The following is a 24,092-nucleotide window of genomic DNA, read 5'->3' on the forward strand; positions in this document are numbered from 1 at the left end:
GAGGGCGCGCTCTCGTCATACGGTCTGGACATGGGTGGTGCCGGGGCATCCCCTGCCCCGGCACCTGTTCCCCCTGTGAGGCTTGCGCCGCCATCAAGCGCGTGGCCTCGTGTCCGCGATCGATCACGACGTGGTGCTCAGTCACATCGCGTGTTGTTCGTTCGCGTTGTCCCCAGTATGTCGCAACGCAGCGTGCTCGGGTGTCGCTTTTCGGCCAATGGCACTAACCTGCCAAGAAGAATCTGTAACACCCTTCCTGAGCAGGTGCGATGACCTCTTTCCTCAGCTCCCTGGACATCGATCGCGATGCCGAGCGGCTCTACCGACGAGTACTCCGCAGCGCCCCCGTCAGCGTCGACGAGCTGGCGGGCCGGCTCGGGTGGTCGGAGGACGCGGTCCGGTCGGCGGCGGCGCACCTGGTCGACCGGGGACTGGTCACCGAGACGGCCGACGGGATGCTGGACGCCGACGACCCTCGCGCCGCCATCGGCAGGCTCGTGGAGTCGGGCCTGCACGACGTGCGCCGGCGCCAGGGCAACCTCGAGCGCACCCGCAACGCCATCGCGCACTTCGCGGTGGACCACACCGGTGCGCGATCCGGCGTCCGCCGCCCCACCTGGGAGGTCGTACCCGCGGACCTCATGACGGGCGTCGTGCTGGAGGGCATCCAGACCACGACGGGCGTGATCCGCTCGTCGGCCATCACCGCCGACTGGAGCCCGGACGGGATCGAGCAGGTCCTCGACCTGTCCCGCCGCACCATCGAGTCGGGCCGGTCGATGCGCTCGCTGTATCCCATGGCCGCCATCGCGTCGGCGTCCTCCCGGATGTGGATGGCGCGGTTCGCGAAGGTGGGGGAGGAGCAGCGACTCGTGCGCGAGCCGCTCAGCGAGTTCGTCGTCTTCGGCGACGACCTCGTGCTCGCCACGACGGACTGGGGGAGCCTGGAGGCGGACTACGTCAAGGTGCGGGACCCCATGCTGGTCGCCGCGTTCCAGCGGCTCTTCGACCTCGCGTGGGAGGCCGGCCAGCCTCCGCCGGACGCCGCGGCCGACGACGGCGACACCCGCCGGCTGCTCACCCTCCTGGCCGCCGGGCACAAGGACGAGGTGATCGCGCGCCACCTGGGGGTGTCCCTGCGGACGGTGCGCCGACGCGTGGCGCTGCTCATGGACGAGGCGGGCGTCGAGACGCGGTTCCAGCTCGGCATGGCGGTGGCCCGGCGGGCGGCCGGGAGCGGCGGCATACCGGGTCGGCAACGTCCCTGAACAGGCCGGTCGCGTAAACTCGGGGGGCACGGGCGCCTGTCTCGTGCGGACCTGAAGCAGGGAAGGCGACTATCTGACATGCCAGGCATCGTGCTGGTCGGGGCGCAGTGGGGCGACGAGGGCAAGGGCAAGGCGACTGACCTGCTCGGCTCCGAGATCGACTACGTCGTGAAGTTCAACGGCGGCAACAACGCCGGCCACACGGTGGTGATCGACGGCGAGAAGTACGCCCTGCACCTGCTGCCCTCGGGCATCCTCACCCCCGGCGTCACGCCGGTGATCGGCAACGGCGTCGTCGTCGACCTGTCCGTGCTGATGGAGGAGCTCGACGGCCTCGAGGCGCGCGGCCTGGACACCTCCCGCCTGCGGATCAGCGCCAACGCCCACGTCATCGCGTCCTACAACACGACGATGGACAAGGTCGGCGAGCGCTTCCTCGGCAAGCGCAAGATCGGCACCACCGGCCGGGGCATCGGCCCGACCTACGCCGACAAGATGAACCGCGTCGGCATCCGCGTCCAGGACCTCTTCGACGAGTCGATCCTGCGGCAGAAGGTCGAGGCCGCGCTGGTCTCCAAGAACCAGGTGCTCACCAAGCTCTACAACCGCCGGGCCATCGAGGCCGAGGAGGTCGTGCAGGAGCTCCTCTCGTACGTCGACCGGCTGCGGCCCATGGTCGCCGACACCTCGCTGGAGATCTCCGAGGCGCTGGACGCCGGCAAGGTCGTGCTCTGCGAGGCGGGCCAGGCGACCCTGCTCGACGTCGACCACGGCACCTACCCCTACGTCACGTCCTCCAACGCGACCGCGGGCGGAGCGTGCACCGGCGCGGGCATCCCGCCGACCCGCATCGACCGGGTCATCGCGATCCTCAAGGCCTTCACCACGCGCGTGGGCGAGGGGCCCTTCCCGACCGAGCTGCACGACGAGGTCGGCGACCGGCTGCGCGAGATCGGGCACGAGTTCGGCACGACCACCGGCCGTCCGCGGCGCATCGGCTGGCTCGACGTCGTCATCGGGCGCTACGCCACGCGCATCAACGGCGTCACCGACTTCGTCATCACCAAGCTCGACAACCTCGACAGCTTCGCCGAGATCCCGGTGTGCGTGGCCTACGAGATCAACGGCGAGCGCGTCGACGAGATGCCGGTGTCGCAGAGCGACTTCCACCACGCCACACCGGTCTACGAGGTCCTGCCCGGCTGGCAGGAGGACATCACCGGCTGCCGCAGCTTCGACGAGCTGCCCGAGAACGCCCGCCGCTACGTGGAGTTCGTCGAGCAGCAGGTCGGCGCGCGCGTGTCGGTGATCGGCGTGGGGCCGGGTCGCGACGAGGTGGTCGTGCGCCACGACCTGCTCGGCCGCGACTGATCGGCCGCGACTGATCGGCTGCGACTGGTCGGCGGGGGCTCAGCGGTCGCGGTGCTCGCGCTCGCGGATCCGCTCGTGGTGGTGGATGACCTCGTCGATCACGAAGCGCAGGAACTTCTCGCTGAACTCCGGGTCCAGCTCGGCGGCCTCGGCGAGGCGGCGCAGGCGCGCGATCTGACGCTCCTCGCGGGACGGGTCGGCCGGCGGCAGCTCCGCGGTCGCCTTGTACTCCCCGACCTTCTGCGTGACCTTGAACCGCTCGGCCAGCATGTGGATCAGGGCGGCGTCGATGTTGTCGATGCTCTGGCGGTAGGCCGCGAGGACCGGGTCGTCGCCCGCCGTCTCGGTCGACCGGTGGTCCTGCTCGCTCATGGGGCCTGAGTCTGTCCTGTCACCCCGGGAGCGGGTAGCCCCGTCTCAGCGTGTGTCGGGGCGGATCACCGTCATGCGGTGGGCTGCGCGCGTCAGCACGACATACAGGGTCCGTATGCCGCCCGCGGTCTCGGCCACGATCGCGTCCGGGTCGACGACCACCGTCGCGTCGTACTCGAGACCCTTGGTGGACAGCGGGTCGATCGCGACGACGCGGTCGCCCAGCGGCTCCAGCGCCGGGCGCAGCCCGTCCCAGGACGCCGGCAGGATGACCGTCACCAGGCCGTCGACCTCGTCGAGGAGGCCCCCGGCCACGGCGACGACCTGCTCGGCGAGCTCGGCGCGGGGGACGTCGAGCTCGACCGGGTCGACGCCGGTCTCGCGGACGGCCTGCGGGATGTCGGCGTCCGGCACCGCGGCGCGGATGACGCGGGAGGCGTAGTCGAAGATCTCGGCGGCGTTGCGGTAGTTGGTCGTCATGTGGAAGCGCGCGGGCTCCTTGCCGCCCCAGGCCTCCTCGCGGGCCGCGGCCGCCTCGACGGGGTCGGGCCACGACGCCTGGGCGGCGTCGCCGACCACGGTCCAGGATCCCCAGCGCCCGCGTCGCCCGAGGGATCGCCACTGCATGGGGGAGACGTCCTGGGCCTCGTCGACGAGGACGTGGGCGTACTCGTCGACGTCGCCGATCCGCCCGGACAGCAGGCGCTCGCGAGCCGTGGCGGGCGCGAGCTCGGCGCGGGGCTCGACGGCGGCCAGGCGCTGACGGCCGACGACGACCTCCTGCACGCCGTGGCGCTCGGTGGCGTCCAGCTCCTCGATCTCGTAGAAGCCGCGCTCCTCCTGCTCGAGCTCGACGACCGGGCCGAGGCGGGCCGCGACGTCGTCGACGAGGGCGACGTCGGCCACCGACCAGGTGCCGGTGCGGAGCGCGACCTGCATCGAGGCGACGACCTCCGCCTGCTCGGTGTCAGACAGGATCCCGCGCGCGTGCCGGGCCAGGACCTCGGGGTCGGCCAGCCAGAGCAGGACCTCGCGAGGGTCGACGGGACGCCACCACTCGCGCAGGAAGGCGTCGACCTCCAGGTGGTCGTCGTAGGCGTCGAAGAACTCCTCGCGGTCCCCGCCGTGCACGGTGGCCCAGGCTGCCTCGCCGAGGGCCTCACCGGCTGCGTCCCACGAGCCGTTGCGGCGCTGGTGGCGCAGGACCCGGCGGCGGACGCGGTCGAGCGCGCCGGCGTCGAGGCGGACGGGGTGGCCGGAGATCATGGCGCGGAACTCCGTGGGGGCCAACGGGTCCCGGCCGCGAGCGGCGCGGGCGAGGACCGAGCGCATGCGCAGGGAGCCCTTGATCGCCGCCGCGGCGGGGGAGTCGACGCGGTCGGTCGACATGCCGTCGACGAGGTCGCCGAGCGCCCGCAGGGAGACCGAGTCCTCACCGAGCGACGGCAGCACGCGCTCGATGTAGGCCGTGTAGGCGGCGCTCGGGCCCACGACGAGCACCCCGCCGCTCTCGAAGCGGCGACGGTCGGAGTAGAGGAGGTAGGCCGCGCGGTGCAGCGCGACGACGGTCTTGCCGGTGCCCGGGCCGCCGGTGATCTCGGTGACCCCCGAGGCCTTGGCGCGGATGGCCTCGTCCTGGTGCTGCTGGATCGTCGCGACGATGTCGCGCATGCGGGCGCCGCGCGAGCGGGTGAGGGCGGCCATCAGCGCCCCGTCGCCGATCACGACGATGTCGTCCGGCGCCTCGGGCACCATGAGGTCGTCCTCCACGCCGATCACCCGCGGGCCGCGGCACCGCAGCACGCGGCGGCGCAGGACACCCATGGGCTCGACGGGGGTGGAGCGGTAGAAGGGGGCGGCGGCCGGGGCGCGCCAGTCGATGACGAGCGGCTCGTACTCCTCGTCGCGCACGCCGAGCCGTCCGACATAGCGGACCTCGCGTCCCTCGCCGGGGCCGGTGGGGTGATCGATGTCGAGCCGGCCGAAGACCAGGCCCTCGTGCTGGCTGTCGAGCGAGGCGCGGCGGCGAGCGGCGTTGAACATCAGGGCGTCCCGCTCGAAGAGCGCGGACGCCTCCTCGTCACGGACGTCTCCGACCCGGTCGGTGCGCCCGCGGCTCAGCCCCTCGGTCTCCAGCAGCCGGGCCCGCACGGACGCCCGCTCGAGCTCGGTGTAGACGCGGTCGACGTGCTCCTGCTCGACCGCCAGCTCGGCGCGCAGGGCCTCCTCCGCCGGGGTGGCGGGGGTCTGCTCGGCATCCGTCACGTGTGCTCTCACCTGCTGATCTCGCGTCGGTGCGGGTCGCGGGGGCGCGACCACGGAACCATCCACTCTAGTCGCGTCCGCCCGTTGCCGGACCACGTAGGTGTGAACAACAGATGTTCACCGTTCGATATTGACAGAACGTCGAACAGGGCGGACGGTGGATCTATGTCAGACGCCAGGGTGGTGGCAGATGCGATGGCTCAAGCGGGGGTCCCCGCCGCGGGTCTCGAGGGCGCGTCCGTGCTTGTCGACCCGGACGGGGTGGCGCTGCGGGTAGAGGTCGTAAGGAGGAGCCTGGTCACGGACGAGGTCGCCCGACGGCTGCTCGACGCCCGAGACAGTGGCGACGCCACGCTCATGCTGGATGCCGATCGGGTCACGCAGGGTGCACGCTCCGTGCTGGATGCTGCTCATGCCGGATACCTGGACCGGCGCGGGCGGCTGTCGCTACGGGCCCCGGGGTTGTTCGTCGCCGCCGACATCGAGCCGGTGCGAACGACTGCGGCCAGGTCGGATGCGCTGGCCGGTCGGGCGGGTGCTGAGATCGCGGCCACCCTTCTGCTCGACCCGGCCCGGCGCCGCGGTGTGCGCGAGCTGGGGCGGGAGCTCGGCAGGTCTGCGGGCACCGTCTCGCACCTTCTCGCGCTCCTGCGGGGAGATGGCTTGATCGGCCAGGACAATCGCCCCCTTGGCACCGAGCTGTTCTGGGCCTTGGTGCCACGATGGCCGAGCGCCACGTTCTCCTTCGTTCGCGCCCCCGATCTGGCTGACCCGGTGCAGGCCGACGCACTACGAATGGGGCTGTTCGACCACGGGGCGGGTCCGGGCTCGCCGGGGTGGGCCTTGACCGGCACCCTGGCCGCCGCTGCCTACGGGGCTCCAGTGGCGGCGAGGCGCGACCAGGTGCCTGACTGCTACGTGCCCGACGAGATCACCCTGCGCAGGGCCGAGAGGCTCCTTGGCGCGGCACCGTCAGGGAACGAGGCTCGGATCACGCTGCGCCTGGCGCCCGTGCCCTCCGTGGTGACGCTGAGAACGCCAGCGGGCTCTGGGGGGCCTTGGCCGCTCGCGCATCCTCTCTTCGTCGCTCTGGACCTGGCCAAGGACGCTGGGCGGGGACGCGAGGTCCTCGAGCACTGGGACCCGGCAGAGGAGTTCACGCGTGTCTGGTGACCGGGTCGTCTTCTTCGGCGACGCCATGACGACCGTGGTGCACGGGGTGCGCGAGGTCACCCATCTCCTCGGGGAGCCCCCGGTGGTCGTCGGGGGGTTGGCGGTCCTCTCGCGCCTGGCTCGTCCGTATCGAGCCACGGTGGACCTGGACATCGTCGACCGAGGGTCTCGCGATGCGCCGCACCTCGAGGTGTTGAGATCGGCACGCTTCGGCGCACGCGTGGGCCAACGACACCGCCACGCCGCTGATGCTCGAGGCGATCCCCTCGGACGGGCCTCCGGTCGTCGTGGTCGCCCGCGTCTCGCAGCCGGGGCCGCTCGTGGCCATGAAGCTGCAAGCCATCATGAACCGGTCTGCGGAGAAGCAGGCGACGGACCTGATGGACATCGTGCGGCTTGCCCTGGATGCCGGGTCAGGTCCCCTGGTCAGGGCCGGGCTGGCAGATCTCTCGCAGCGTGTCTCTGCGGACGTCGCGCTGCACGTGGACCTGTGGTTCGTCCGTCGGCGTGCCCAGTCGCTGCGCGCTCTGAGACAGTCTGGAGATGCTGACATCTCGATGGACGACCTTGACCTCGTTGCGGACCTACTCCTGGGCGCATGCCGGAGGGGCTGACGGCGTCCCGACGCCCTGGCCTGCGGGCAGCGTCGCCCTCAGCAGGGACCTACTAGGGTTGAGCGCGTGAAGGTACTCGTCATCGGCACCGGTGCCCGTGAGCACGCCATCGTCCACGCGCTGACCCAGGACCCCACCGTCGAGGCGGTCGTCGCCGCTCCCGGCAACCCCGGCATCGACCAGGTGGCGCTCTGCCGCGACCTGCCGGGCGGGATCACCGACGGGGCCGGGATCGCCGACCTGGCCGAGGAGCTGGGCGTCGACCTCGTCGTCGTCGGTCCGGAGGCGCCGCTCGTGGCGGGCGTGGCGGACGTCGTGCGGGAGCGGGGCATCGCGTGCTTCGGTCCCTCGGCCGAGGCGGCCCGGCTGGAGGGCTCCAAGGCCTTCGCCAAGGAGGTCATGGCGGCTGCGGGCGTCCCCACCGCGATGGCCCACGTGTGCACCACCGTCGACGAGGTGGCGGCCGCCATCGACGGGTTCGGGACGCCATACGTGGTCAAGGACGACGGCCTCGCGGCCGGCAAGGGGGTCGTGGTCGCCGACGACCGGGCCGCCGCCTTGGCGCACGCAAAGGTCTGTCTGGACAAGCCTGGCGGGCAGGTGGTCGTGGAGGAGTTCCTCGACGGGCCCGAGGTCTCGCTCTTCTGCCTCTGCGACGGCGAGACGGTCGTCCCGCTGGCCCCGGCCCAGGACTTCAAGCGCGTGGGCGACGGCGACAGCGGCCCCAACACCGGTGGCATGGGCGCCTACTCGCCGCTCGACTGGGCCCCGGCCGGGCTGGTCGAGGACGTCGTGGCGCGGGTCGCGCAGCCGACGATCGACGAGATGGCGCGCCGCGGGGCGCCGTTCGTCGGCGTCCTCTACGTCGGGCTCGCCCTCACGTCTCGGGGACCGCGCGTGGTGGAGTTCAACGCCCGCTTCGGCGACCCCGAGACCCAGGTCGTGCTGGCCCGCCTGGCCAGCCCGCTGGGCGCCCTGCTGCGCGCCGCCGCCACGGGGCGGCTCGACGAGCAGCCCGACCTGCAGTGGCGCGACGAGCACGCGGTGACCGTGGTGGTCGCGTCCGAGGGCTACCCCGCCGACCCGGTCACGGGCGGCCCCATCAGCGGTCTCGAGGAGGAGACGGAGGCCTACGTCCTGCACGCCGGCACCCGCCTCGACGACGCCGGCCTGCTCGTCTCCGCCGGGGGACGCGTGCTGTCGGTCGTGGCGCTCGGCGCCGACCTGGCCGAGGCCCGCGTGCGCGCCTACGCGGCCGTCGACCGGATCGACCTGCCCGGATCGCACCACCGCACCGACATCGCCCTCGCCGCCCAGCGCGGCGAGGTCGTCGTCTGAGACCCACCCACGAGAGGCCTGTTGTGGCACCCACGCTCGAGCTCCCCGGCTACGCCCACGTCTACTCCGGCAAGGTGCGCGACCTCTATGCCCCGCTCGACCCGGCGACCGGTGAGGCACGCACCGACCAGCTCCTGCTGGTGGCCAGCGACCGGCTCTCGGCCTACGACCACGTCCTCGAGACCCCCATCCCCGACAAGGGCGCGGTCCTGACCCAGCTGAGCCTGTGGTGGTTCGAGCAGCTCGCCGACGTCGTGCCCGACCACGTCCTGTCGACGGACGTGCCGGCCGCCGTGGCCGGGCGGGCGGTGCTGTGCGAGCGGCTCGAGATGCTGCCCGTCGAGTGCATCGGCCGCGCCTACCTCACCGGCGGCGGCCTCGAGGACTACCGCGCCACCGGCGCGGTGTGCGGCATCCCCCTGCCCGAGGGCCTGGTCGACGGGTCCGCCCTGCCCGAGCCGGTCTTCACCCCCACCACCAAGGCGCCGATGGGCGAGCACGACCTGCCCATGACCTATGCCGAGGTGGAGGCCGAGATCGGCCGCGGTCTCGCGGCCCGGGTCGGCGACCTGACGCGACGGATCCTGGCCCGTGGCAACGCGATCGCCGCCGACCGCGGCATCCTCATCGCCGACACCAAGGTCGAGTTCGGGGTGCGCCGGCGCGAGGGCGCCGAGCCCGAGCTGGTCCTCGCCGACGAGGTCCTCACCCCCGACTCCTCCCGCTTCTGGCCCGCCGCGACCTGGCAGCCGGGCGCCCGGCAGGAGTCCTACGACAAGCAGTACGTCCGCGACTGGCTCACCTCGCCGGCCTCCGGCTGGGACAAGGACTCCGGCGAGGCGCCGCCGCCCCTGCCGCAGGACGTGGTCGAGCGGACCCGCGCCAAGTACGTCGAGGCCTACGAGGCGCTGACGGGGCGCCGCTTCGGCTGAGCCGCTCCTCCACAGGGGGGCAGATCGAGACGCCGGAGCGGTATGCCGGGGGCGCCAGGACGGCATACGGGGTCGTCGATATCCTGGGGGGACCCGCCCGCCGGACCCAGGAGACCCCCGACATGGGACGCATCGTCGTCAACGTCATGCCCACCAGCGACGCGCCGGACGCCGAGGGCCACGACGCCCTGCCGCGGGCGGCCGAGCTGGGCTACGGCGAGTTCACGCGCATCCGCCAGGGCCGCCGCCTCGTGCTGAGCGTCCCCGGCGAGGTCACGGCGGAGCTCCTCGCCCGAGCGCGTGAGCTGGGCGGGGCGCTGGCCCCCGAGCACCACGAGGTCGCCGGGGTGCACGCCGAGGGCGCCACCATCACGGTGGGTGACTACGACGACGACTGGGACGCCTACGAGGCGGGGATCGGCGCCGTCGCCCCCATCCCCGAGGGTGCTGGACGGCACGAGGCGCGTCGCACCACCCACCACGACGTCGACCTCGCCCGGGCCACGGACACCTCGAGCACCGGCGTCTACACCGGTGAGGACGACTGACCCCGAGCCGGTAGCCTGAGGGCGCTCGATCGCCGCGCCCCCGAGGAGCCTCCATGTCGTCGCCCGCCCACGTCCTCTCCGTCGTCGAGGGGGGTCGGGCGCTCTCCGACTTCCGGGCCGCCGCCCTGCTGGCCCGGGTGCAGGCCGTCGTGCCGCAGGTCACCGGGATCGACGCGCGGTTCGTGCACTGGGTGTCCAGCGCCGAGGAGCTGACGCCGCAGGACCGGGCCACCCTCGAGAGCCTGCTCACCTATGGCGAGCCCTGGGCGAACGGCTCGGAGGGTGCCGACGGCGCCCACGGCACCCACGGCACCCTGGTGGTCGTGGCGCCACGCCTCGGCACCGTGTCCCCCTGGGCGTCCAAGGCGACCGACATCGCTCACAGCTGTGCCCTGGACCTGCACCGGGTCGAGCGCGTCGTCGAGTACTCCCTGCACGGGCCGGCCCTCGACGACGAGCAGTGGGCCGCCGCGGCCGCGGTCCTCCACGACCGGATGACCGAGACCGTCCTGCTGCGCCGCGAGGACGCCGCGCTGCTCGCGACCGAGCGCGAGGCCGAGCCGCTCGAGCACGTCGACGTCCTGGGGGCGGGACGCGAGGCGCTGGTGGAGGCCGACGGGCGCTTCGGGCTCGCGCTGTCCGACGACGAGATCGACTACCTGGTCGACGCGTTCACGGGGCTGGGCCGCAACCCGACCGACGTCGAGCTCATGATGTTCGCCCAGGCCAACTCCGAGCACTGCCGGCACAAGATCTTCAACGCCGACTTCGTCATCGACGGCGAGCCGCAGCCGCGGTCGCTGTTCGGGATGATCCGGCACACCGAGCAGGCCAACGGCCAGGGCACGGTCATCGCCTACAAGGACAACGCGTCCGTGATGGAGGGTGGCCGCCGCACGCGCTGGGTGCCGGAGCAGCAGGACGGGCCGGGGCGCTACGCGGCATACGAGGACGAGGTCCACGTCCTGATGAAGGTCGAGACGCACAACCACCCCACCGCCATCTCGCCGTTCCCCGGCGCGGCGACCGGAGCGGGCGGCGAGATCCGCGACGAGGGCGCCACCGGGCGCGGCTCGGCCCCCAAGGCGGGGCTCTCCGGCTTCGCGGTCAGCAACCTGCACCTGCCGGGCACCTCCGAGCCGTGGGAGCAGTCGCCGTACGGCGCCCCCGGCCACCTCGCGAGCCCGCTGCAGATCATGGTCGAGGGCCCGATCGGCGCGGCGGCGTTCAACAACGAGTTCGGTCGTCCGGCGCTGGGCGGCTTCTTCCGCGTCTACGAGCAGACCGTCGACGGGGTGCGCCGCGGCTATCACAAGCCGATCATGAGTGCCGGCGGGCTCGGGACGATCTCGGCCTCGCAGACCGACAAGGTCGTCTTCCCCCCGGGGACCCTGCTGGTGCAGGTCGGCGGTCCGGGGATGCGGATCGGCATGGGTGGCGGCGCCGCCTCCTCCCTCGCGGCGGGCGCCAACGCGGCCGAGCTGGACTTCGACTCCGTGCAGCGCGGCAACCCCGAGATCGAGCGGCGGGCGCAGGAGGTCATCTCGCACTGCTGGGCGATGGGCGAGGACAACCCGATCCTGGCCATCCACGACGTGGGGGCCGGCGGCCTGTCCAACGCCTTCCCCGAGCTCGTGAACGGCGCCGGGCTGGGGGCGCGGTTCGACCTCGCGGCCGTGCCGCTGGAGGAGACCGGCCTCGCGCCCAAGGAGATCTGGTGCAACGAGAGCCAGGAGCGCTACGTCCTGGCCATCGCGCCGGCGTCGCTCGGCCTGCTGGCGTCGCTCGCCGACCGGGAGCGCTGCCCGTACGCCGTGGTCGGGGTCGCCACGGACGACGGGCAGCTGCGCCTGACGGACGACCGCCTCGGCGACGACGTGGCGGAGCCCATCTCCGAGCGGGCCATCGACATGCCGATGGAGGTCCTGCTCGGGAAGCCGCCGCGGATGACCCGTGACGTGAGTCGCGTCGTCCGGCAGGGGGACTCGTTCGACGTGGGGGCGGTCGACGTGCGGCGGGCGGCCTACGACGTCCTGCGCCACCCCTCGGTCGCGAGCAAGAGGTTCCTGATCACCATCGGCGACCGGACGGTCGGCGGGCTCACGCACCGCGACCAGATGGTGGGGCCGTGGCAGGTGCCGGTGGCCGACGTCGCGGTGACGCTCGGGGACCTGGCCGGGTTCGCCGGGGAGGCGATGGCGACGGGGGAGCGGATGCCCCTCGCCTCCGTCGACGCCCCCGCCTCGGGCCGTATGGCGGTCGCCGAGGCCATCACCAACCTGCTCGCCGCCCCGGTGGAGCTCTCGCGGGTCAAGCTGTCCTGCAACTGGATGGCGGCGTGCGGCGAGGAGGGCGAGGACGCCGCGCTCTACGACACCGTGGAGGCCGTGGCGATGGAGCTGTGCCCCGCGCTCGGCATCGGCGTGCCCGTCGGCAAGGACTCGCTGTCGATGCGGACCCGCTGGACCGAGGGACCGCACGCGTCCGGGCGCTCGGAGGCGTCCGGCGGCGCCGACCCGGTCGACAAGCAGGTGACCTCGCCGGTCTCGCTGGTGGTCACCGCCTTCGCCTCCATGGAGGACGTCCGCGGCACCTGGACCCCGCAGCTGGCTGGTGGCGGATCGCTCGTGGTGCTGGTTGACCTCGGCGCCGGGCGCGACCGCCTCGGCGGGTCGATGCTCGCGCAGGTCAGCGGGGCGTTCGGGCAGGAGGTGCCCGATCTCGACGACCCGGCGCGGCTGCTCGCGCTCGCCTCCGCCCTGGGCGCGCTGCGAGCGCGCGGGCTCGTCAGCGCCTATCACGACCGCTCCGACGGTGGCCTGTGGGCGGCGGCGTGCGAGATGGCCTTCGCCGGAGCCACGGGCCTGGAGCTCGCGGCGGAGTCCGTCGCCGGGCTGTTCGCCGAGGAGCTCGGCGCCCTGCTCGAGTGCTCGGAGGGCGACCTGGACGCCGTGCTGCGCGTCCTCGCCGACCACGGGCTGGCCGAGCTGGTGACCGTCGTCGGACGCACCACCGACGACCGGCGCGTCCGCGTGCGCGTGGGTGAGGACGAGGTGCTCGACGAGCCCCTGCACGACCTCGCGCAGGCGTGGGACGAGGTGTCCTGGCGCATCGCCCGCCTCCGCGACAACCCCGACTGCGCCGACGAGGAGCACGCGGCGTTCGGGACGCAGTCGTGCGGTCTGGTGGTGGCCCCGGCCTTCGACCCGGGCGAGGACGTGGCGGCGCCATACCTCTCGCGCGGAGCGCGTCCCCGCGTGGCCGTGCTGCGCGAGCAGGGGGTCAACTCGCACGTCGAGACTTCGTTCGCGTTCGACCGGGCCGGGTTCGAGACCTACGACGTGCACATGACCGACCTGCAGTCGGGCCGCGCGCACCTGTCCGACTTCACGGGCCTCGTCGCGGCGGGCGGCTTCTCCTACGGCGACACGCTCGGCGCCGGTGCGGGCTGGGCGCGGTCGGTGCTGTTCGACCCGCGCCTGACCGACCAGTTCCGGGAGTTCTTCGAGCGGGGCGACACGTTCGGCCTGGGCATCTGCAACGGCTGCCAGATGTTCGGCGAGCTCGCCGAGCTCGTGCCCGGCGCCGAGGCCTGGCCGCGGTGGACGCGAAACCGCAGCGAGCAGTACGAAGCCCGCCTCTCGCAGGTCGAGGTGCTCGACAGCCCGTCGATCTTCTTCGCCGGGATGGCCGGGTCGCGCCTGCCGATCGCGGTGGCGCACGGCGAGGGTCGCGCGGACTTCTCCCGGCACGGGTCGCCGACGGACGTGGTGCCGGCGATGCGCTACCTGGACGGGTCCGGCGCGCCGGCCGAGACCTACCCGGCCAACCCCAACGGGTCGCCCGGGGGGCTGACCGCCGTGACGACGCCGGACGGGCGGTTCACCGCGATGATGCCGCACCCCGAGCGGGTGCAGCGCAACATCCAGCTGTCGTGGACCGATGGCCCGGTCGACGAGCCGAGCCCCTGGCTGCGGATGTTCCGCAACGCCCGGAGCCACCTCGGCTGACCGCGAACCGGTATGGCGGACGGGCCGGTTCGGCAGGTCGCGGCTGGCGCGCCGGCGTGTGCGAGGGTAGGTCTCATGGACGTGGTGCACGCGGCCAGATGATGCTGGTGGTGCTCGAGGCGGGGCAGCTGCGCACGAGTCCGCACGGCCACTGCCGGTTCGTGCCGTTGCGGTGAGGTCGCCCCGAGGCCGTCAGCGCAGGCGCCAGCGTCCGAGGTCCGGAGTCCGCGGGGACGAGGCGGCGTCGGGGTCCGCGGCGGCGAGCGCGTCGGTGAGCGCACGCGCCGACCGGGCGCGGCGGGCCAGCTCGGCACCGGACCACATGCCCGTGGGGAACGGTGACCGGGCCACGTGGCGGCGCAGCTCGACCAGGTCGAGGTCGGCGGTCGAGCCCGCCGCGACCAGCACCGAGTTGCCGAAGCGTCGCCCCTTGAGCACGTCGTGAGTGGCCAGCACGGCCTGGTGGTCGAGCCCCGCCACCCCCGCCCCGGCGGCCACGGCCGCGACATAGCGCCACGACGGCTCGTCGGCGAGGTTCAGCAGGACGAGCCCGTCAGCACGCAGGACGCGACGCACGTCGGTCAGGAACTCCACGGTGCCGAGCTCGGGGGGCACCCGGCCGCCGTCATACGCGTCGACCACGACCACATCAGCCGACCCGTCCCGCAGGGCTGCCACCCCCGACCGGCCGTCCACGGGCCGCACCCGGATCCGGTGCCGTCGGGGGAGGGGCAGCTCGCGGCGGACCACCTCGGTGAGCTCGGCGTCGGGCTCGAGCACGATCTGGGGCGACCCGGGGCGCGTGGCCTCGACGTAGCGAGCCAGCGACAGCCCAGCGCCGCCGACGTGCGTCACGCCCAGCGGACCGGGCGGGAGGGAGTCCAGGACGCACGCAAGGTGCTGGACGTACTCGAACGCCAGGACGGTTGGGTCATCGAGGTCGACGAAGGACTGCGGGTGGCCGTCGCGCATCACCGTCGCGGCGCGCCCGGCGGCTCGCCCCTCGACCCAGTCGATGCGTATGCCGTTGTCGCTCACCGCTGCTCGCAGGTCGCCGTCACGGCGTGAGCATGACCTTGATCGCGCGGCGCTCGTCCATCGCGCGGTAGCCCTCGGCGACGTCGTCGAGCGGCAGCGTCAGGTCGAAGACCGCGCCCGGGGCGATCTGCCCGGCGAGCACGGAGGAGACGAGGTGGGGGAGGTAGCGCCGCACCGGGGCCATGCCGCCGGCCAGGGAGATGTTCTTGCGGAACATCCGCTCGACGGGGAGCTCGACGCCGTGCGGCACCCCGACGAACCCCACGCGTCCGCCGGGACGCGCCGCGGCGAAGGCCTGCTCCATCGAGCCGCCGGTGCCGACGCACTCCAGGACGCTGTGGGCACCGAGGCCGCCGGTGAGCTCGCGCACGCGCTCCGCGCCCTCCTCGCCACGCTCCTCGACGACGTCGGTCGCCCCGAGCTCCCGGGCGATGGCCTGCCGGGACGCGTGGCGGGACATGGCGATGATGCGCTCGGCGCCGAGCTCGCGGGCGGCCAGCACCCCGCACAGACCGACGGCGCCGTCGCCCACGACCACCGCCGTGTGGCCCTCGCGGACGTCGGCGGAGACCGCGGCGTGCCACCCGGTGGCCATGACGTCGGACAGCGTGAGCAGCGACGGCAGCAGGTCGTCGGACGGCATCTCGGGGGTGGCGACGAGGGTGCCGTCGGCGAGCGGGACGCGGAGGTACTCCGCCTGGCAGCCACCCACGGGCAGGCCGGCGCGGTCCTTGGAGCCGTAGAACCCACCGTGCAGGCAGGCGCTGTGCACCCCGGCCTGGCAGATCTCACAGGTGTTGTCGGAGTATGTGAACCCGCCGATGACGAACTGGCCGGGCGCGACGTTCTTGACCTCCTCGCCGACCTCCTCCACGACGCCGACGTACTCGTGACCGATCGGGTGGGGCTCGTCGGTGGGGTTCTCGCCGCGGTAGGGCCAGAGGTCGGACCCGCAGATGCAGGACCGGACGACCCGGACCACGGCGTCGGTGGGGGTCAGGACCGACGGGGCGGGGGCCTCCTCGAGGCGGATGTCACGGGCTGCGTGGATCATCGTTGCTCGCATGCCACCATCGTGACATGCCACCCCGCCGCCGCATCCCCGCCGACCAGGGCGCCGAGGCGCTCGCCGCCTGGCAGGCCGATCCCGCAGCGCCGCGCCAGACGGTGGCCACGGCCGTGAGATACACGCTCGAGGAGCTCGGCGCGCGGCACCCCGGGCGCTCCCTGGAGGTGCGCGTCCCGCCATACGGCGCGGTGCAGGCCGTCGAGGGTCCCGTCCACACCCGCGGCACCCCGCCGAGCACGGTGGAGACCGACGCGGGGACCTGGCTGCAGCTGGCGACCGGTGCGCTCACCTGGACCGAGGCCGTCTCGGGCGGCCGGATGCGCGCGAGCGGCCAGCGCTCCGACCTCACCTCGCTGCTGCCGCTGGCCCCCGGCGCCGGGACGGCCGGCGTCTCGTCCGACCAGGAGGATCTCGTATGACGCCGCGCATCGGCCTGACCATCCTGCCCGAGCTGCGCTGGCGCGAGGCAGAGCCCCGCTGGCGGGCGGCCGAGGACCTGGGCTTCGACCACCTGTGGACCTACGACCACCTCACCTGGGGCGGCCTGCCGGACTCGCCGTGGTACGGCACCGTCTCGACCCTGACGGCCGCCGCCCTGGTCACCCGGCACGTCGGGATCGGCACCTTCGTGGCGTCGCCCAACTTCCGGCACCCCGCGGCGTTCGTCCGGGACGTGCAGTCGTTGCAGGACGTCAGCGACGGCCGGCTGCTGCTCGGTCTCGGCACCGGTGGTGACCTCGACTCGCGCGTGCTGGGTGGGCCGGAGCTGACGGTGCGTCAGCGGGTCGACCGGTTCGAGGAGTTCGCCCGATTGCTGGACCGGCTGCTGCGCGAGGACCACGTCGAGCACGAGGGGGAGTACTTCACCTGCCGGGACGCCCGGACGCTCCCGGTCGCGGACCCCCGCCCCACGGTGGTGATGGCCGCCAACGGGCCACGGTCGCAACGGCTCGCCGTCGCGCTGGGGGACGCCTGGGTCACGACCGGCACCCACGGCGACGACCGCGAGGCCTGGTGGCGCAGCCTCGGGGAGCTGTCGCGACGGATGGACGACCTCGGGCCGCCGCAGGGCTTCCGCCGCTACGTCCACGTCGACCCGGCCGGTGACCTGTCCCTCTCGTCCGCCGACCGCTTCGAGGACGTGGTGGGGCGGGTGGCCGAGCTGGGGTTCACCGACGTGATCACCCACTGGCCGCGACCGGACGGGCCGTATGCCGGGGACCCGGCCGTCCTCGAGGAGGTGGCCTCCCGGCTGCTCACCGAGCCGGGATCGAGTGATACGCGTCGCGGGGGCGGGTGAGTCGTTCCGCTCGCCCCCGTCTATGCTCTCTAGCATGCGGTTAGGATCGGCCGCACCGTTGACGAGGGGACGCACATATGTCATCGCCGAGGTTCTGCTATATCGTCATGTGTCACACCGACCGGGAGGGGTTGGCTCGAGCTCTGCGTCGCATCCGGGAGCTGAGCCCGCAGGCGCAAATCGTCGTGCGACCTGACGGGCCGGGCCTGGTGACCTCGCAGCTGCTGGCCGAGGTGGGTGCCACCGCCGTGGACAGCGACGTGCGCATCACCTGGGGCGGCTGGTCCATGATGCAGGCCGAGCTGGAGGTTCTTGAGCACGTGCATGGGACCGTCGACGTCGATCACGTGGTGCTCGTGTCCGGCCAGGACTATCCCATCCGTGATCTCGCCCAGTGGGAGGCTCAGGTGCGGGCGACCGGCGCAGACGCCCTGGTCGACGTCTATCCCCCTATGGAGGAGGACTGGCAGTACCGCTGGTGGAGCGTGCAGCCGCCCCGGCTGGGGCCACGGATCGCCCGGAGAACCGTAAAGTGGGGCTGGCGACGCGTCGCCCCGGCCGTCCACGGGGCCGTTCTCTTCTACCAAGGGCGTCGCGACTCCCGGTGGGCGTTGGGCGTGCGACGCGCAGAGCTGGTGCGCGGCCGCCCGCCGGTGACCGTCATCAAGGGGAGCCAGTGGCTGACGATGAGTTCCCGTGCGCTCGACAGCGTGCTGCGTCGGCACCGCGAGGACCCGGCCGTTAGGGCGTTCTTCGAGCGCACCCGCATCTCGGACGAGTCCTACGTGCAGTCCCTGCTGCTGGCCGACGCGAGCCTGCGGGTCATGGACTGCCCGACGACCTTCGCCCGGTTCCGCTACGACGAGTGGAGCCCCACCTGGCTCGATCTCGACGAGCTGGCCCTCGCGGCCCGGACCCCGGCCGCCTTCGCCCGCAAGCTGCCCGCGGACGTGGACGACGCGGTCGTGGCCGAGGCGGACCGCCTCTGCGCCCGGCGGGGCGACGAGGTGCCTGCGATCGAGGAAGCGGTCCCGGGCGAGGTCAAGCTCACCGGCGCCGAGCGTGCCCCCGGGCTGCCCCCCGTCGCGACCGGGCTCGCCGCCGCGCGCGGATAGACTGCGGCGGTGAGCGACCGCCCTGATGTCAGCACGGACGCCGGCAAGGACCCCGTGCCGGCCCCCGCCACCGACCCCTCCCCGGCGCGGGGTGGGCGGCGCCCGATATTCTCCCGCTTCATCGTCGTCGGCGCGGTTCTCGGCTTCGCGCTGGCGACCGGGGTGGCGCTGCTGCTGCGGCCGGACCCTGTCGCGGTGAGCGGCGCCAGCCAGACGGCGACCTATGGCATAGGGCGCGTGATGATGTTCTTCGGCGTCCTCGGCGGTGGCCTGGGTGCCCTCCTCGGCGCCCTGGTGGCCGTGCTCCTCGACCGCCGACGCTGAGGCGCTGACGCCGAGGCGACGACGGGTCGACCGCGCTGTGGGACACTGGGCCCGTGACACGAGGTGACGGTCGACTCAATCACGACATCCTTCCCGGCGAGACCGGGCCCCAGGACTCCTGCGGGGTCTTCGGCGTCTGGGCGCCCGGCGAGGAGGTCGGCAAGCTCACCTACTACGGTCTCTACGCCCTGCAGCACCGCGGGCAGGAGTCGGCGGGGATCGCGACGTCCGACGGAGAGCGCGTCCTCGTCTACAAGGACATGGGGCTGGTGTCCCAGGTGTTCGACGAGACCGCCCTCGGGTCCCTGACCGGGCACCTCGCCATCGGGCACACCCGCTACTCCACCACTGGGGCCAGCAAGTGGGAGAACGCCCAGCCCACGCTGGGCGGCACGGCCCACCACACGATCGCGCTCGCCCACAACGGCAACCTCATCAACACCTCCGAGCTGCGCGGGCTGCTGTCCGCCCGTCACGTCGACGGGTTCGGCACGGCGGGCGGGGAGCTGCGTCGTGGCAACACGACGGACACCGCCATCGTCACCTCGCTGCTGGGCAGCCGGGCCGAGGACGTCTCTCTCGAGGAGGCGGCCATGGAGCAGCTGCCCCTGGTCAAGGGCGCCTTCTGCTTCGTCTTCATGGACGAGCACACCCTGTATGCCGCGCGCGACCCGCAGGGCGTCCGGCCGCTGGTGGTCGGACGGCTGGAGCGCGGCTGGGTCGTGGCGTCCGAGACCGCCGCCCTGGACATCGTCGGCGCCAGCTATGTGCGCGAGGTCGAGCCGGGCGAGCTGGTCGTCGTCGACGAGCAGGGCCTGCGCACGCGGCGCTTCGCCGAGCCCGAGCCCAAGGGCTGCGTCTTCGAGTACGTCTACCTCGCCCGACCGGACACGACGATCGCGGGGCGCGGCGTCTACGAGGCGCGGGTCGACATGGGGCGCGAGCTGGCGCGCCAGCACCCGGTCGAGGCGGACATGGTCATGCCGTCCCCGGAGTCGGGCACCCCTGCGGCGATCGGCTACGCGGAGGAGTCGGGGATCCCCTACGGCCAGGGCCTGGTCAAGAATGCCTATGTCGGCCGCACCTTCATCGCCCCGTCCCAGACCATCCGGCAGCTCGGCATCCGGCTCAAGCTCAACCCGCTGCGTGACGTCATCAAGGGCAAGCGGCTGATCGTGGTCGACGACTCGATCGTGCGCGGCAACACCCAGCGGGCGCTGGTCCGCATGCTGCGCGAGGCCGGGGCGGCCGAGGTCCACGTCCGGATCTCCTCGCCGCCGGTGCGCTGGCCCTGCTTCTACGGCATCGACTTCGCGAGCCGGGCCGAGCTGATCGCGACCGGTATCGACGTCGAGGGCGTTCGGCGGTCCGTCGGAGCCGACAGCCTCGGCTACATCAGCGAGGACGGCATGATCGCCGCGACCCACCAGCCCCGCGAGCAGCTGTGCACCGCGTGCTTCTCGGGCACGTACCCCCTCGGCGTCCCCGACGACCAGGCGGTCGTCCTCGACCCCGCCCACGCCTGACCGTCCGCGTCTTGCCCGGAGCCGGACGGCCCACCTGCACACCCGCAACGAAAGGTCCCTCGTGAGCGAGCCCATCACCTACGCGTCGGCAGGGGTCGACGTGGAGGCCGGCGACAAGGCCGTCGAGCTGATGAAGGCGTCGGTGCGACGCGCGACCCGTCCCGAGGTGCTCGGCGGGCTCGGCGGGTTCGCGGGGATGTTCGACGCCTCGGCGCTCGCCGGGATGCGCCGCCCGGTCCTGGCCACGTCGACCGACGGGGTGGGGACCAAGGTCGCCGTCGCGCAAGCCATGGACCGGCACGACACCATCGGCTTCGACCTCGTCGGCATGGTCGTCGACGACATCGTGGTGTGCGGGGCCGAGCCGCTCTTCATGACCGACTACATCGCCACCGGCAAGGTCGTGCCCGAGCGCATCGCCGCCATCGTCTCCGGCATCGCGGCCGCGTGCGAGCAGGCGGGCGTCGCCCTGGTCGGCGGGGAGACCGCCGAGCACCCCGGTCTGCTCGAACCCGACGAGTACGACTGCGCGGGCGCCGCGACCGGGGTCGTCGAGCACGACGAGGTCCTCGGCCCCCAGCGGGTGCGGGCGGGCGACGTCGTGCTGGGGCTGGCCTCGTCGGGACTTCACTCCAATGGGTACTCGTTGGTGCGACGTGTCTTCGCCCACGCGTCGTGGGACTACGACCGGGACGTCCCCGAGCTCGGCAGCACCCTGGGCGAGTCGCTGCTGACACCCACCAGGGTCTATGCCCGCGACCTGCTCGCGCTGATCCGGGCCGACGGCGTGGACGTCCACGCGCTGAGCCATGTCACGGGGGGTGGGCTCGCCGCCAACCTCGCGCGGGTCCTGCCCCAGGGGGTGCTCGTCACCGTGGACCGTGCGACGTGGACGCCGCCGCCGATCTTCGGTCTGGTCCAGGAGCTCGGCCGGGTGCCGCAGTCCGACCTCGAGCGCACCCTCAACATGGGGGTGGGCTTCGTGGCGGTGCTTCCCGAGACGGCGGTCGACCGCGCCCTGGACCTGTGCAGCGAGCGCGACCTGCCCGCGTGGGTCATGGGTCGGGTGTCGGACGCCGCTGACGTCGCGGCAGACCCCGGGCACGAGGTCGTGCGGGGCGCCAAGGGCGTCGACGGGGGATCGGTCCAGCTGGTCGGCGCCCACCGGGTCTGAGAGCGAGTCCGGAGCCGCGTCTGAGACGGGGACGGCGGACGGACGGGGAGGGTGTCACCAGCTGGTGACACCCTCCCCGTCCGATGTGCGGTATGCCGACCCGCCCGTCAGGGGTCGGGCGGCGCGACGACCTGACGACATCGGGTCACCCACCCGCCGAGGAGGCAGGTCGGGCCCGATGGGTCAGCGCCCACCGGCGGACCACCGGTCGTAGTCGTCGTAGCCGTCGTCGTCATCCGGTTCACGGCGTGGCTCGCCGGTGTCCCGTTGCGTCGATGCGTGCAGTTCTCGCTCAAGAGCACTCAGGTCGGTGTCGGGAGAGAAGTACTTCAGCTCCCGGGCAACCTTGGTCTGCTTGGCTTTGGCCCGGCCGCGCCCCATGGCGTGACCCCCTCGCGCGTCTGCCGGAGTGGCATCGCTGGCTGCGGCTGGTGCCGTAGCGGGCGGAGCGACCCCGGGAATCTCGTGTCTTCGTGAGGGACACGGTACATGCTGGGAGGGCCATCTGTGGAGTCGAGCATCCTCGCGTGCCCACGGGCAGTCACGGGACGTGATGTCCGGGCTGACTGGATTCGCGTTGGTTCGGGCGTTGATGCACCCATACGGGCGTATCGAGATGCACAGAACCCGCATATGTCACGATACGTAGTATTCTAAGAAGGAAATTGAGTCTACCCGTAGCCCGATTCGACTACCCAGGGTCACTTCTGAGATGGAAGCGGCCAGGTGGTGAGGCGCCGGGGGGCGTCGTTGCACGGGGGGAGCACCTTCCGTCGAGAGCGGGGAGATCACATGCCACACCGCGAGCAGGACAGCGAGAAGCTCTTGACCCCGGCCGAGGTCGCCGAGCTCTTCCGGGTCGACCCCAAGACCGTGACCCGGTGGGCCAAGGCGGGCAAGCTCAACTCGATCCGCACGCTCGGGGGGCATCGGCGCTACCGCGAGAGCGAGATCCGCCAGCTGCTCGACGGTGTCGGCGAGACCGCCCGCATGAGCCAGGCGACCTGAGCCGCTGCAGGCGCGTGACCCAGCGGTGGCCGGTTGCGCCACTGATGTCCTCCTCGATATCAGCAGATGACTGATACTGAGTCGGAAATGAGCTATTCTCTGATGTCGTGACCTCCTCCGGATCGTCCGACCCCGCGGTCTACGCGCTGCTGGGGGACGTCGTCGGGTCCCGGCGTGCCGGCAACCGGCGCGTCCTGCACGAGCACCTCGGCGCCGCGCTCCGCCAGGTCGAGCAGGTGGTGCCCGCGCTCGAGCCGCTCACCACGACGGTCAGCGACGAGTTCCAAGGGGTGTACGCCGACGTCGGGTCCGCCGTCCTTGCTTCGCTGCTCGTCCGGCTGCACACGCTGCCGCAGGTCGACGTCAGGTGTGGCATCGGGCGCGGCCTGGTGCAGGTGATCGACCACGGCCACGTCCCGCCCCTGCAGGACGGCAGCGCCTGGTGGGCCGCCCGAGAGGCCGTGGAGGAGGCCGAGCGCCGGGCCGCCTCGGCGGGCACGCGGTCCTGCCGCACGTGGTACGTCGAGGACCCGGACCGGCCCTCCGGCGCCGCAGCCACCATCCTCGCCACGCTGGTCCTGCGCGACGAGCTCGTCTCCAGGCTGGACGCGCGGCCCCTGCGGGTGCTCCTGGGGGTCATGTCAGACCTCACGCAGACAATGGTGGCCGAGCAGGAGGGGATCACGCAGTCGGCGGTCTCCCAGCTGGTGGCGCGAGAGAGCCTCGGAGCCATCAGGGAGGCGCACGAGATCCTCACCCAGCCTGCCCGCGACCGCTGAGGAGCACCATGACCTATCTCGCCGTGTGGCTGCTGGCGCTGGGAGCCGGCGACCTGGCGCGCCCCGGCGCGGAGCTCGGGGGTCGGCGGCCCTCGTGGCTGCCAGTCCTGGTCTCCGTCCCCGTGGCCGTGCTGTCCTGGCCCCTGCTCGGGCAGCGTGGCGGCTGGCACCTGCTCGCACTGCTCGGGATCGTGCTGCTGCTCGTCGTGTGGGCCCGCTCGTCGGCGGCCGCCGTGAGCAGCGGGCTCCGGGCACGCGACCACGGCGACGGCGAGGGCGACGGCGACGACCGCGCCCACGACCCCTCGGCCGCGGCCGCCGCTCTGCTGCGGAGCGCCGGACGGCACCGGCTGGTGGCCGGCGCCTCCCTCCTGGTGGGACTCGTGGCACTCTTCGCGCTGGCCGGGGTCGACGCCGCCGCCGGTGGGCCGCTGGCCCGGTGGTGGGGCTCGCTCGGCCTGCCCCGGCTCGGCCGGGTGCCGCTCGACCGCGCGCTGATGGTCCTCGCCGTGATGCTGGCGCAGATCGGCACCGGCAACGTCGTCGTGCGTCTCGTCCTCGACGCGGCCGGCGCGCACAGCCAGCCCGGGGTCCTGCGCGGCGGGCGCTGGCTGGGCCCGATGGAGCGTGTCTTCGTCGTCGGGCTCGCCCTCGCGGGCCAGGCGACCGCAGCCTCCGTCGTCATCGCCGCCAAGGGGATCCTGCGCTTCCCCGAGCTGCAGGACCAGCGCGGGCCGGGTCAACGGATCGACGTCGTGACCGAGTACTTCCTCCTGGGCAGCTTCACCTCGTGGCTGGTGGCTCTCGGGTGCGCCCTGCTCGCGCTCTGACCAGGCGCGCCGGGCCGATCGGGGCCCACGCCCCGGGC

General features: G+C 72.8%; 23 protein-coding genes. 17 read left to right on the forward strand and 6 right to left on the reverse strand.

Going from position 1 to position 24,092, the window contains the following annotated elements:
- Nucleotides 1-269 precede the first annotated feature (269 nt).
- Both B4E97_RS12745 and B4E97_RS12750 read left to right on the forward strand, forming a co-directional pair.
- Nucleotides 270-1,268 carry a helix-turn-helix domain-containing protein gene (locus B4E97_RS12745; RefSeq protein WP_029210792.1) on the forward strand — a complete coding sequence of 333 codons (999 nt, stop codon included), beginning with the start codon at nt 270-272 and terminating at the stop codon, nt 1,266-1,268.
- Between the two features lie 78 nt (nt 1,269-1,346).
- Complete coding sequence (locus tag B4E97_RS12750) at nt 1,347-2,639, forward strand: adenylosuccinate synthase (RefSeq protein WP_029210791.1); 1,293 nt, start codon at nt 1,347-1,349, stop codon at nt 2,637-2,639.
- A 39-nt stretch (nt 2,640-2,678) separates the two neighbouring features.
- On the opposite strand, the gene B4E97_RS12755 is transcribed toward B4E97_RS12750, so the two are convergent.
- From B4E97_RS12755 to B4E97_RS12765, 3 genes are all read right to left on the reverse strand, one after another.
- Complete coding sequence (locus B4E97_RS12755; RefSeq protein ID WP_019284974.1) at nt 2,679-3,011, reverse strand: chorismate mutase; 333 nt, start codon at nt 3,009-3,011, stop codon at nt 2,679-2,681.
- 45 nt (nt 3,012-3,056) lie between these two features.
- Nucleotides 3,057-5,276: a HelD family protein gene (locus B4E97_RS12760; protein ID WP_286960123.1), complete on the reverse strand. Its 2,220-nt coding sequence runs from the start codon at nt 5,274-5,276 to the stop codon at nt 3,057-3,059.
- Nucleotides 5,277-5,444: 168 nt separating this feature from the next.
- Entirely contained in the window at nt 5,445-5,690 is a 246-nt protein-coding gene (locus B4E97_RS12765) for a hypothetical protein (protein ID WP_286960124.1), read from the reverse strand.
- On the opposite strand from B4E97_RS12765, the gene B4E97_RS12770 reads away from it, so the two are divergent.
- The 6 genes from B4E97_RS12770 to purL all read left to right on the forward strand — a co-directional run bounded on the left by B4E97_RS12770 (nt 5,673) and on the right by purL (nt 13,891).
- Complete coding sequence (locus tag B4E97_RS12770) at nt 5,673-6,449, forward strand: transcriptional regulator (protein ID WP_286960125.1); 777 nt, start codon at nt 5,673-5,675, stop codon at nt 6,447-6,449. The genes B4E97_RS12765 and B4E97_RS12770 overlap by 18 nt on opposite strands.
- Before the next feature lie 248 nt (nt 6,450-6,697).
- On the forward strand, nt 6,698-7,063 hold the full coding sequence (locus B4E97_RS12775) for a hypothetical protein (RefSeq protein ID WP_051274013.1): 366 nt from the start codon (nt 6,698-6,700) through the stop codon (nt 7,061-7,063).
- Between the two features lie 66 nt (nt 7,064-7,129).
- Nucleotides 7,130-8,401 carry a phosphoribosylamine--glycine ligase gene (purD, locus tag B4E97_RS12780; protein WP_029210788.1) on the forward strand — a complete coding sequence of 424 codons (1,272 nt, stop codon included), beginning with the start codon at nt 7,130-7,132 and terminating at the stop codon, nt 8,399-8,401.
- 23 nt (nt 8,402-8,424) lie between these two features.
- The gene (locus B4E97_RS12785) at nt 8,425-9,333 is read left to right on the forward strand and encodes a phosphoribosylaminoimidazolesuccinocarboxamide synthase (protein WP_019284969.1); all 909 of its coding nucleotides are present in this window, start codon (nt 8,425-8,427) and stop codon (nt 9,331-9,333) included.
- Nucleotides 9,334-9,455: 122 nt separating this feature from the next.
- On the forward strand, nt 9,456-9,881 hold the full coding sequence (locus tag B4E97_RS12790; RefSeq protein ID WP_019284968.1) for a hypothetical protein: 426 nt from the start codon (nt 9,456-9,458) through the stop codon (nt 9,879-9,881).
- A gap of 53 nt (nt 9,882-9,934) precedes the next feature.
- Nucleotides 9,935-13,891 carry a phosphoribosylformylglycinamidine synthase gene (gene purL / locus B4E97_RS12795; protein ID WP_286960126.1) on the forward strand — a complete coding sequence of 1,319 codons (3,957 nt, stop codon included), beginning with the start codon at nt 9,935-9,937 and terminating at the stop codon, nt 13,889-13,891.
- A gap of 192 nt (nt 13,892-14,083) precedes the next feature.
- Here the strand turns inward: purL and B4E97_RS12800 are convergent, their stop codons facing one another.
- On the reverse strand, nt 14,084-14,929 hold the full coding sequence (locus B4E97_RS12800) for a spermidine synthase (protein ID WP_286960127.1): 846 nt from the start codon (nt 14,927-14,929) through the stop codon (nt 14,084-14,086).
- 19 nt (nt 14,930-14,948) lie between these two features.
- Complete coding sequence (locus tag B4E97_RS12805) at nt 14,949-15,995, reverse strand: zinc-dependent alcohol dehydrogenase family protein (RefSeq protein WP_029210785.1); 1,047 nt, start codon at nt 15,993-15,995, stop codon at nt 14,949-14,951.
- A gap of 14 nt (nt 15,996-16,009) precedes the next feature.
- Here B4E97_RS12805 and B4E97_RS12810 point away from each other — a divergent pair, with 14 nt between their 5' ends.
- From B4E97_RS12810 to purM, 6 genes are all read left to right on the forward strand, one after another.
- On the forward strand, nt 16,010-16,417 hold the full coding sequence (locus B4E97_RS12810) for a sterol carrier family protein (protein WP_286960128.1): 408 nt from the start codon (nt 16,010-16,012) through the stop codon (nt 16,415-16,417).
- Nucleotides 16,414-17,298, forward strand: coding sequence for an LLM class flavin-dependent oxidoreductase (locus B4E97_RS12815; RefSeq protein ID WP_286960129.1), 885 nt, complete (start codon nt 16,414-16,416; stop codon nt 17,296-17,298). The genes B4E97_RS12810 and B4E97_RS12815 overlap by 4 nt, the downstream gene beginning before the upstream one ends.
- A 107-nt stretch (nt 17,299-17,405) precedes the next feature.
- On the forward strand, nt 17,406-18,413 hold the full coding sequence (locus B4E97_RS12820; protein WP_286960132.1) for a beta-1,6-N-acetylglucosaminyltransferase: 1,008 nt from the start codon (nt 17,406-17,408) through the stop codon (nt 18,411-18,413).
- A 9-nt stretch (nt 18,414-18,422) separates the two neighbouring features.
- A complete protein-coding gene (locus tag B4E97_RS12825; RefSeq protein ID WP_029210782.1) occupies nt 18,423-18,737 on the forward strand; it encodes a hypothetical protein in 315 nt (104 codons plus the stop codon).
- A 53-nt stretch (nt 18,738-18,790) separates the two neighbouring features.
- On the forward strand, nt 18,791-20,263 hold the full coding sequence (gene purF, locus B4E97_RS12830; protein ID WP_286960133.1) for an amidophosphoribosyltransferase: 1,473 nt from the start codon (nt 18,791-18,793) through the stop codon (nt 20,261-20,263).
- 61 nt (nt 20,264-20,324) lie between these two features.
- On the forward strand, nt 20,325-21,437 hold the full coding sequence (purM, locus tag B4E97_RS12835; protein WP_029210780.1) for a phosphoribosylformylglycinamidine cyclo-ligase: 1,113 nt from the start codon (nt 20,325-20,327) through the stop codon (nt 21,435-21,437).
- A 183-nt stretch (nt 21,438-21,620) separates the two neighbouring features.
- Here purM and B4E97_RS12840 read toward each other — a convergent pair whose 3' ends face one another.
- Nucleotides 21,621-21,818, reverse strand: a complete 198-nt coding sequence (locus tag B4E97_RS12840) for a DUF3073 domain-containing protein (protein ID WP_019284959.1) — start codon at nt 21,816-21,818, stop codon at nt 21,621-21,623.
- A 411-nt stretch (nt 21,819-22,229) separates the two neighbouring features.
- Between B4E97_RS12840 and B4E97_RS12845 the strand changes: the two genes are divergently transcribed.
- The 3 genes from B4E97_RS12845 (at nt 22,230) to B4E97_RS12855 (ending at nt 24,054) form a co-directional block, all read left to right on the forward strand.
- Nucleotides 22,230-22,445, forward strand: a complete 216-nt coding sequence (locus B4E97_RS12845) for a BldC family transcriptional regulator (protein WP_019284958.1) — start codon at nt 22,230-22,232, stop codon at nt 22,443-22,445.
- A gap of 107 nt (nt 22,446-22,552) precedes the next feature.
- Entirely contained in the window at nt 22,553-23,224 is a 672-nt protein-coding gene (locus tag B4E97_RS12850) for a SatD family protein (RefSeq protein WP_051274012.1), read from the forward strand.
- Between the two features lie 8 nt (nt 23,225-23,232).
- Nucleotides 23,233-24,054, forward strand: coding sequence for a hypothetical protein (locus B4E97_RS12855; protein ID WP_029210777.1), 822 nt, complete (start codon nt 23,233-23,235; stop codon nt 24,052-24,054).
- Nucleotides 24,055-24,092 lie beyond the last annotated feature (38 nt).

Source organism: Arsenicicoccus sp. UBA7492 (assembly GCF_002479615.1).
GTDB classification, from domain to species: domain Bacteria; phylum Actinomycetota; class Actinomycetes; order Actinomycetales; family Dermatophilaceae; genus Arsenicicoccus; species Arsenicicoccus bolidensis.

Coding starts and splice junctions, on each gene's coding strand:
- B4E97_RS12755 (WP_019284974.1), bottom strand. CDS start 3,011: ATGAGCGAGCAGGACCACCGGTCGACCGAGACGGCGGGCGACGACCCG.
- B4E97_RS12820 (WP_286960132.1), top strand. CDS start 17,406: ATGTGTCACACCGACCGGGAGGGGTTGGCTCGAGCTCTGCGTCGCATC.
- B4E97_RS12845 (WP_019284958.1), top strand. CDS start 22,230: ATGCCACACCGCGAGCAGGACAGCGAGAAGCTCTTGACCCCGGCCGAG.
- B4E97_RS12815 (WP_286960129.1), top strand. CDS start 16,414: ATGACGCCGCGCATCGGCCTGACCATCCTGCCCGAGCTGCGCTGGCGC.
- B4E97_RS12745 (WP_029210792.1), top strand. CDS start 270: ATGACCTCTTTCCTCAGCTCCCTGGACATCGATCGCGATGCCGAGCGG.
- B4E97_RS12775 (WP_051274013.1), top strand. CDS start 6,698: ATGCTCGAGGCGATCCCCTCGGACGGGCCTCCGGTCGTCGTGGTCGCC.
- B4E97_RS12750 (WP_029210791.1), top strand. CDS start 1,347: ATGCCAGGCATCGTGCTGGTCGGGGCGCAGTGGGGCGACGAGGGCAAG.
- B4E97_RS12790 (WP_019284968.1), top strand. CDS start 9,456: ATGGGACGCATCGTCGTCAACGTCATGCCCACCAGCGACGCGCCGGAC.
- B4E97_RS12855 (WP_029210777.1), top strand. CDS start 23,233: ATGACCTATCTCGCCGTGTGGCTGCTGGCGCTGGGAGCCGGCGACCTG.
- B4E97_RS12840 (WP_019284959.1), bottom strand. CDS start 21,818: ATGGGGCGCGGCCGGGCCAAAGCCAAGCAGACCAAGGTTGCCCGGGAG.
- purL (WP_286960126.1), top strand. CDS start 9,935: ATGTCGTCGCCCGCCCACGTCCTCTCCGTCGTCGAGGGGGGTCGGGCG.
- B4E97_RS12810 (WP_286960128.1), top strand. CDS start 16,010: ATGCCACCCCGCCGCCGCATCCCCGCCGACCAGGGCGCCGAGGCGCTC.
- B4E97_RS12765 (WP_286960124.1), bottom strand. CDS start 5,690: ATGAGCAGCATCCAGCACGGAGCGTGCACCCTGCGTGACCCGATCGGC.
- B4E97_RS12805 (WP_029210785.1), bottom strand. CDS start 15,995: ATGCGAGCAACGATGATCCACGCAGCCCGTGACATCCGCCTCGAGGAG.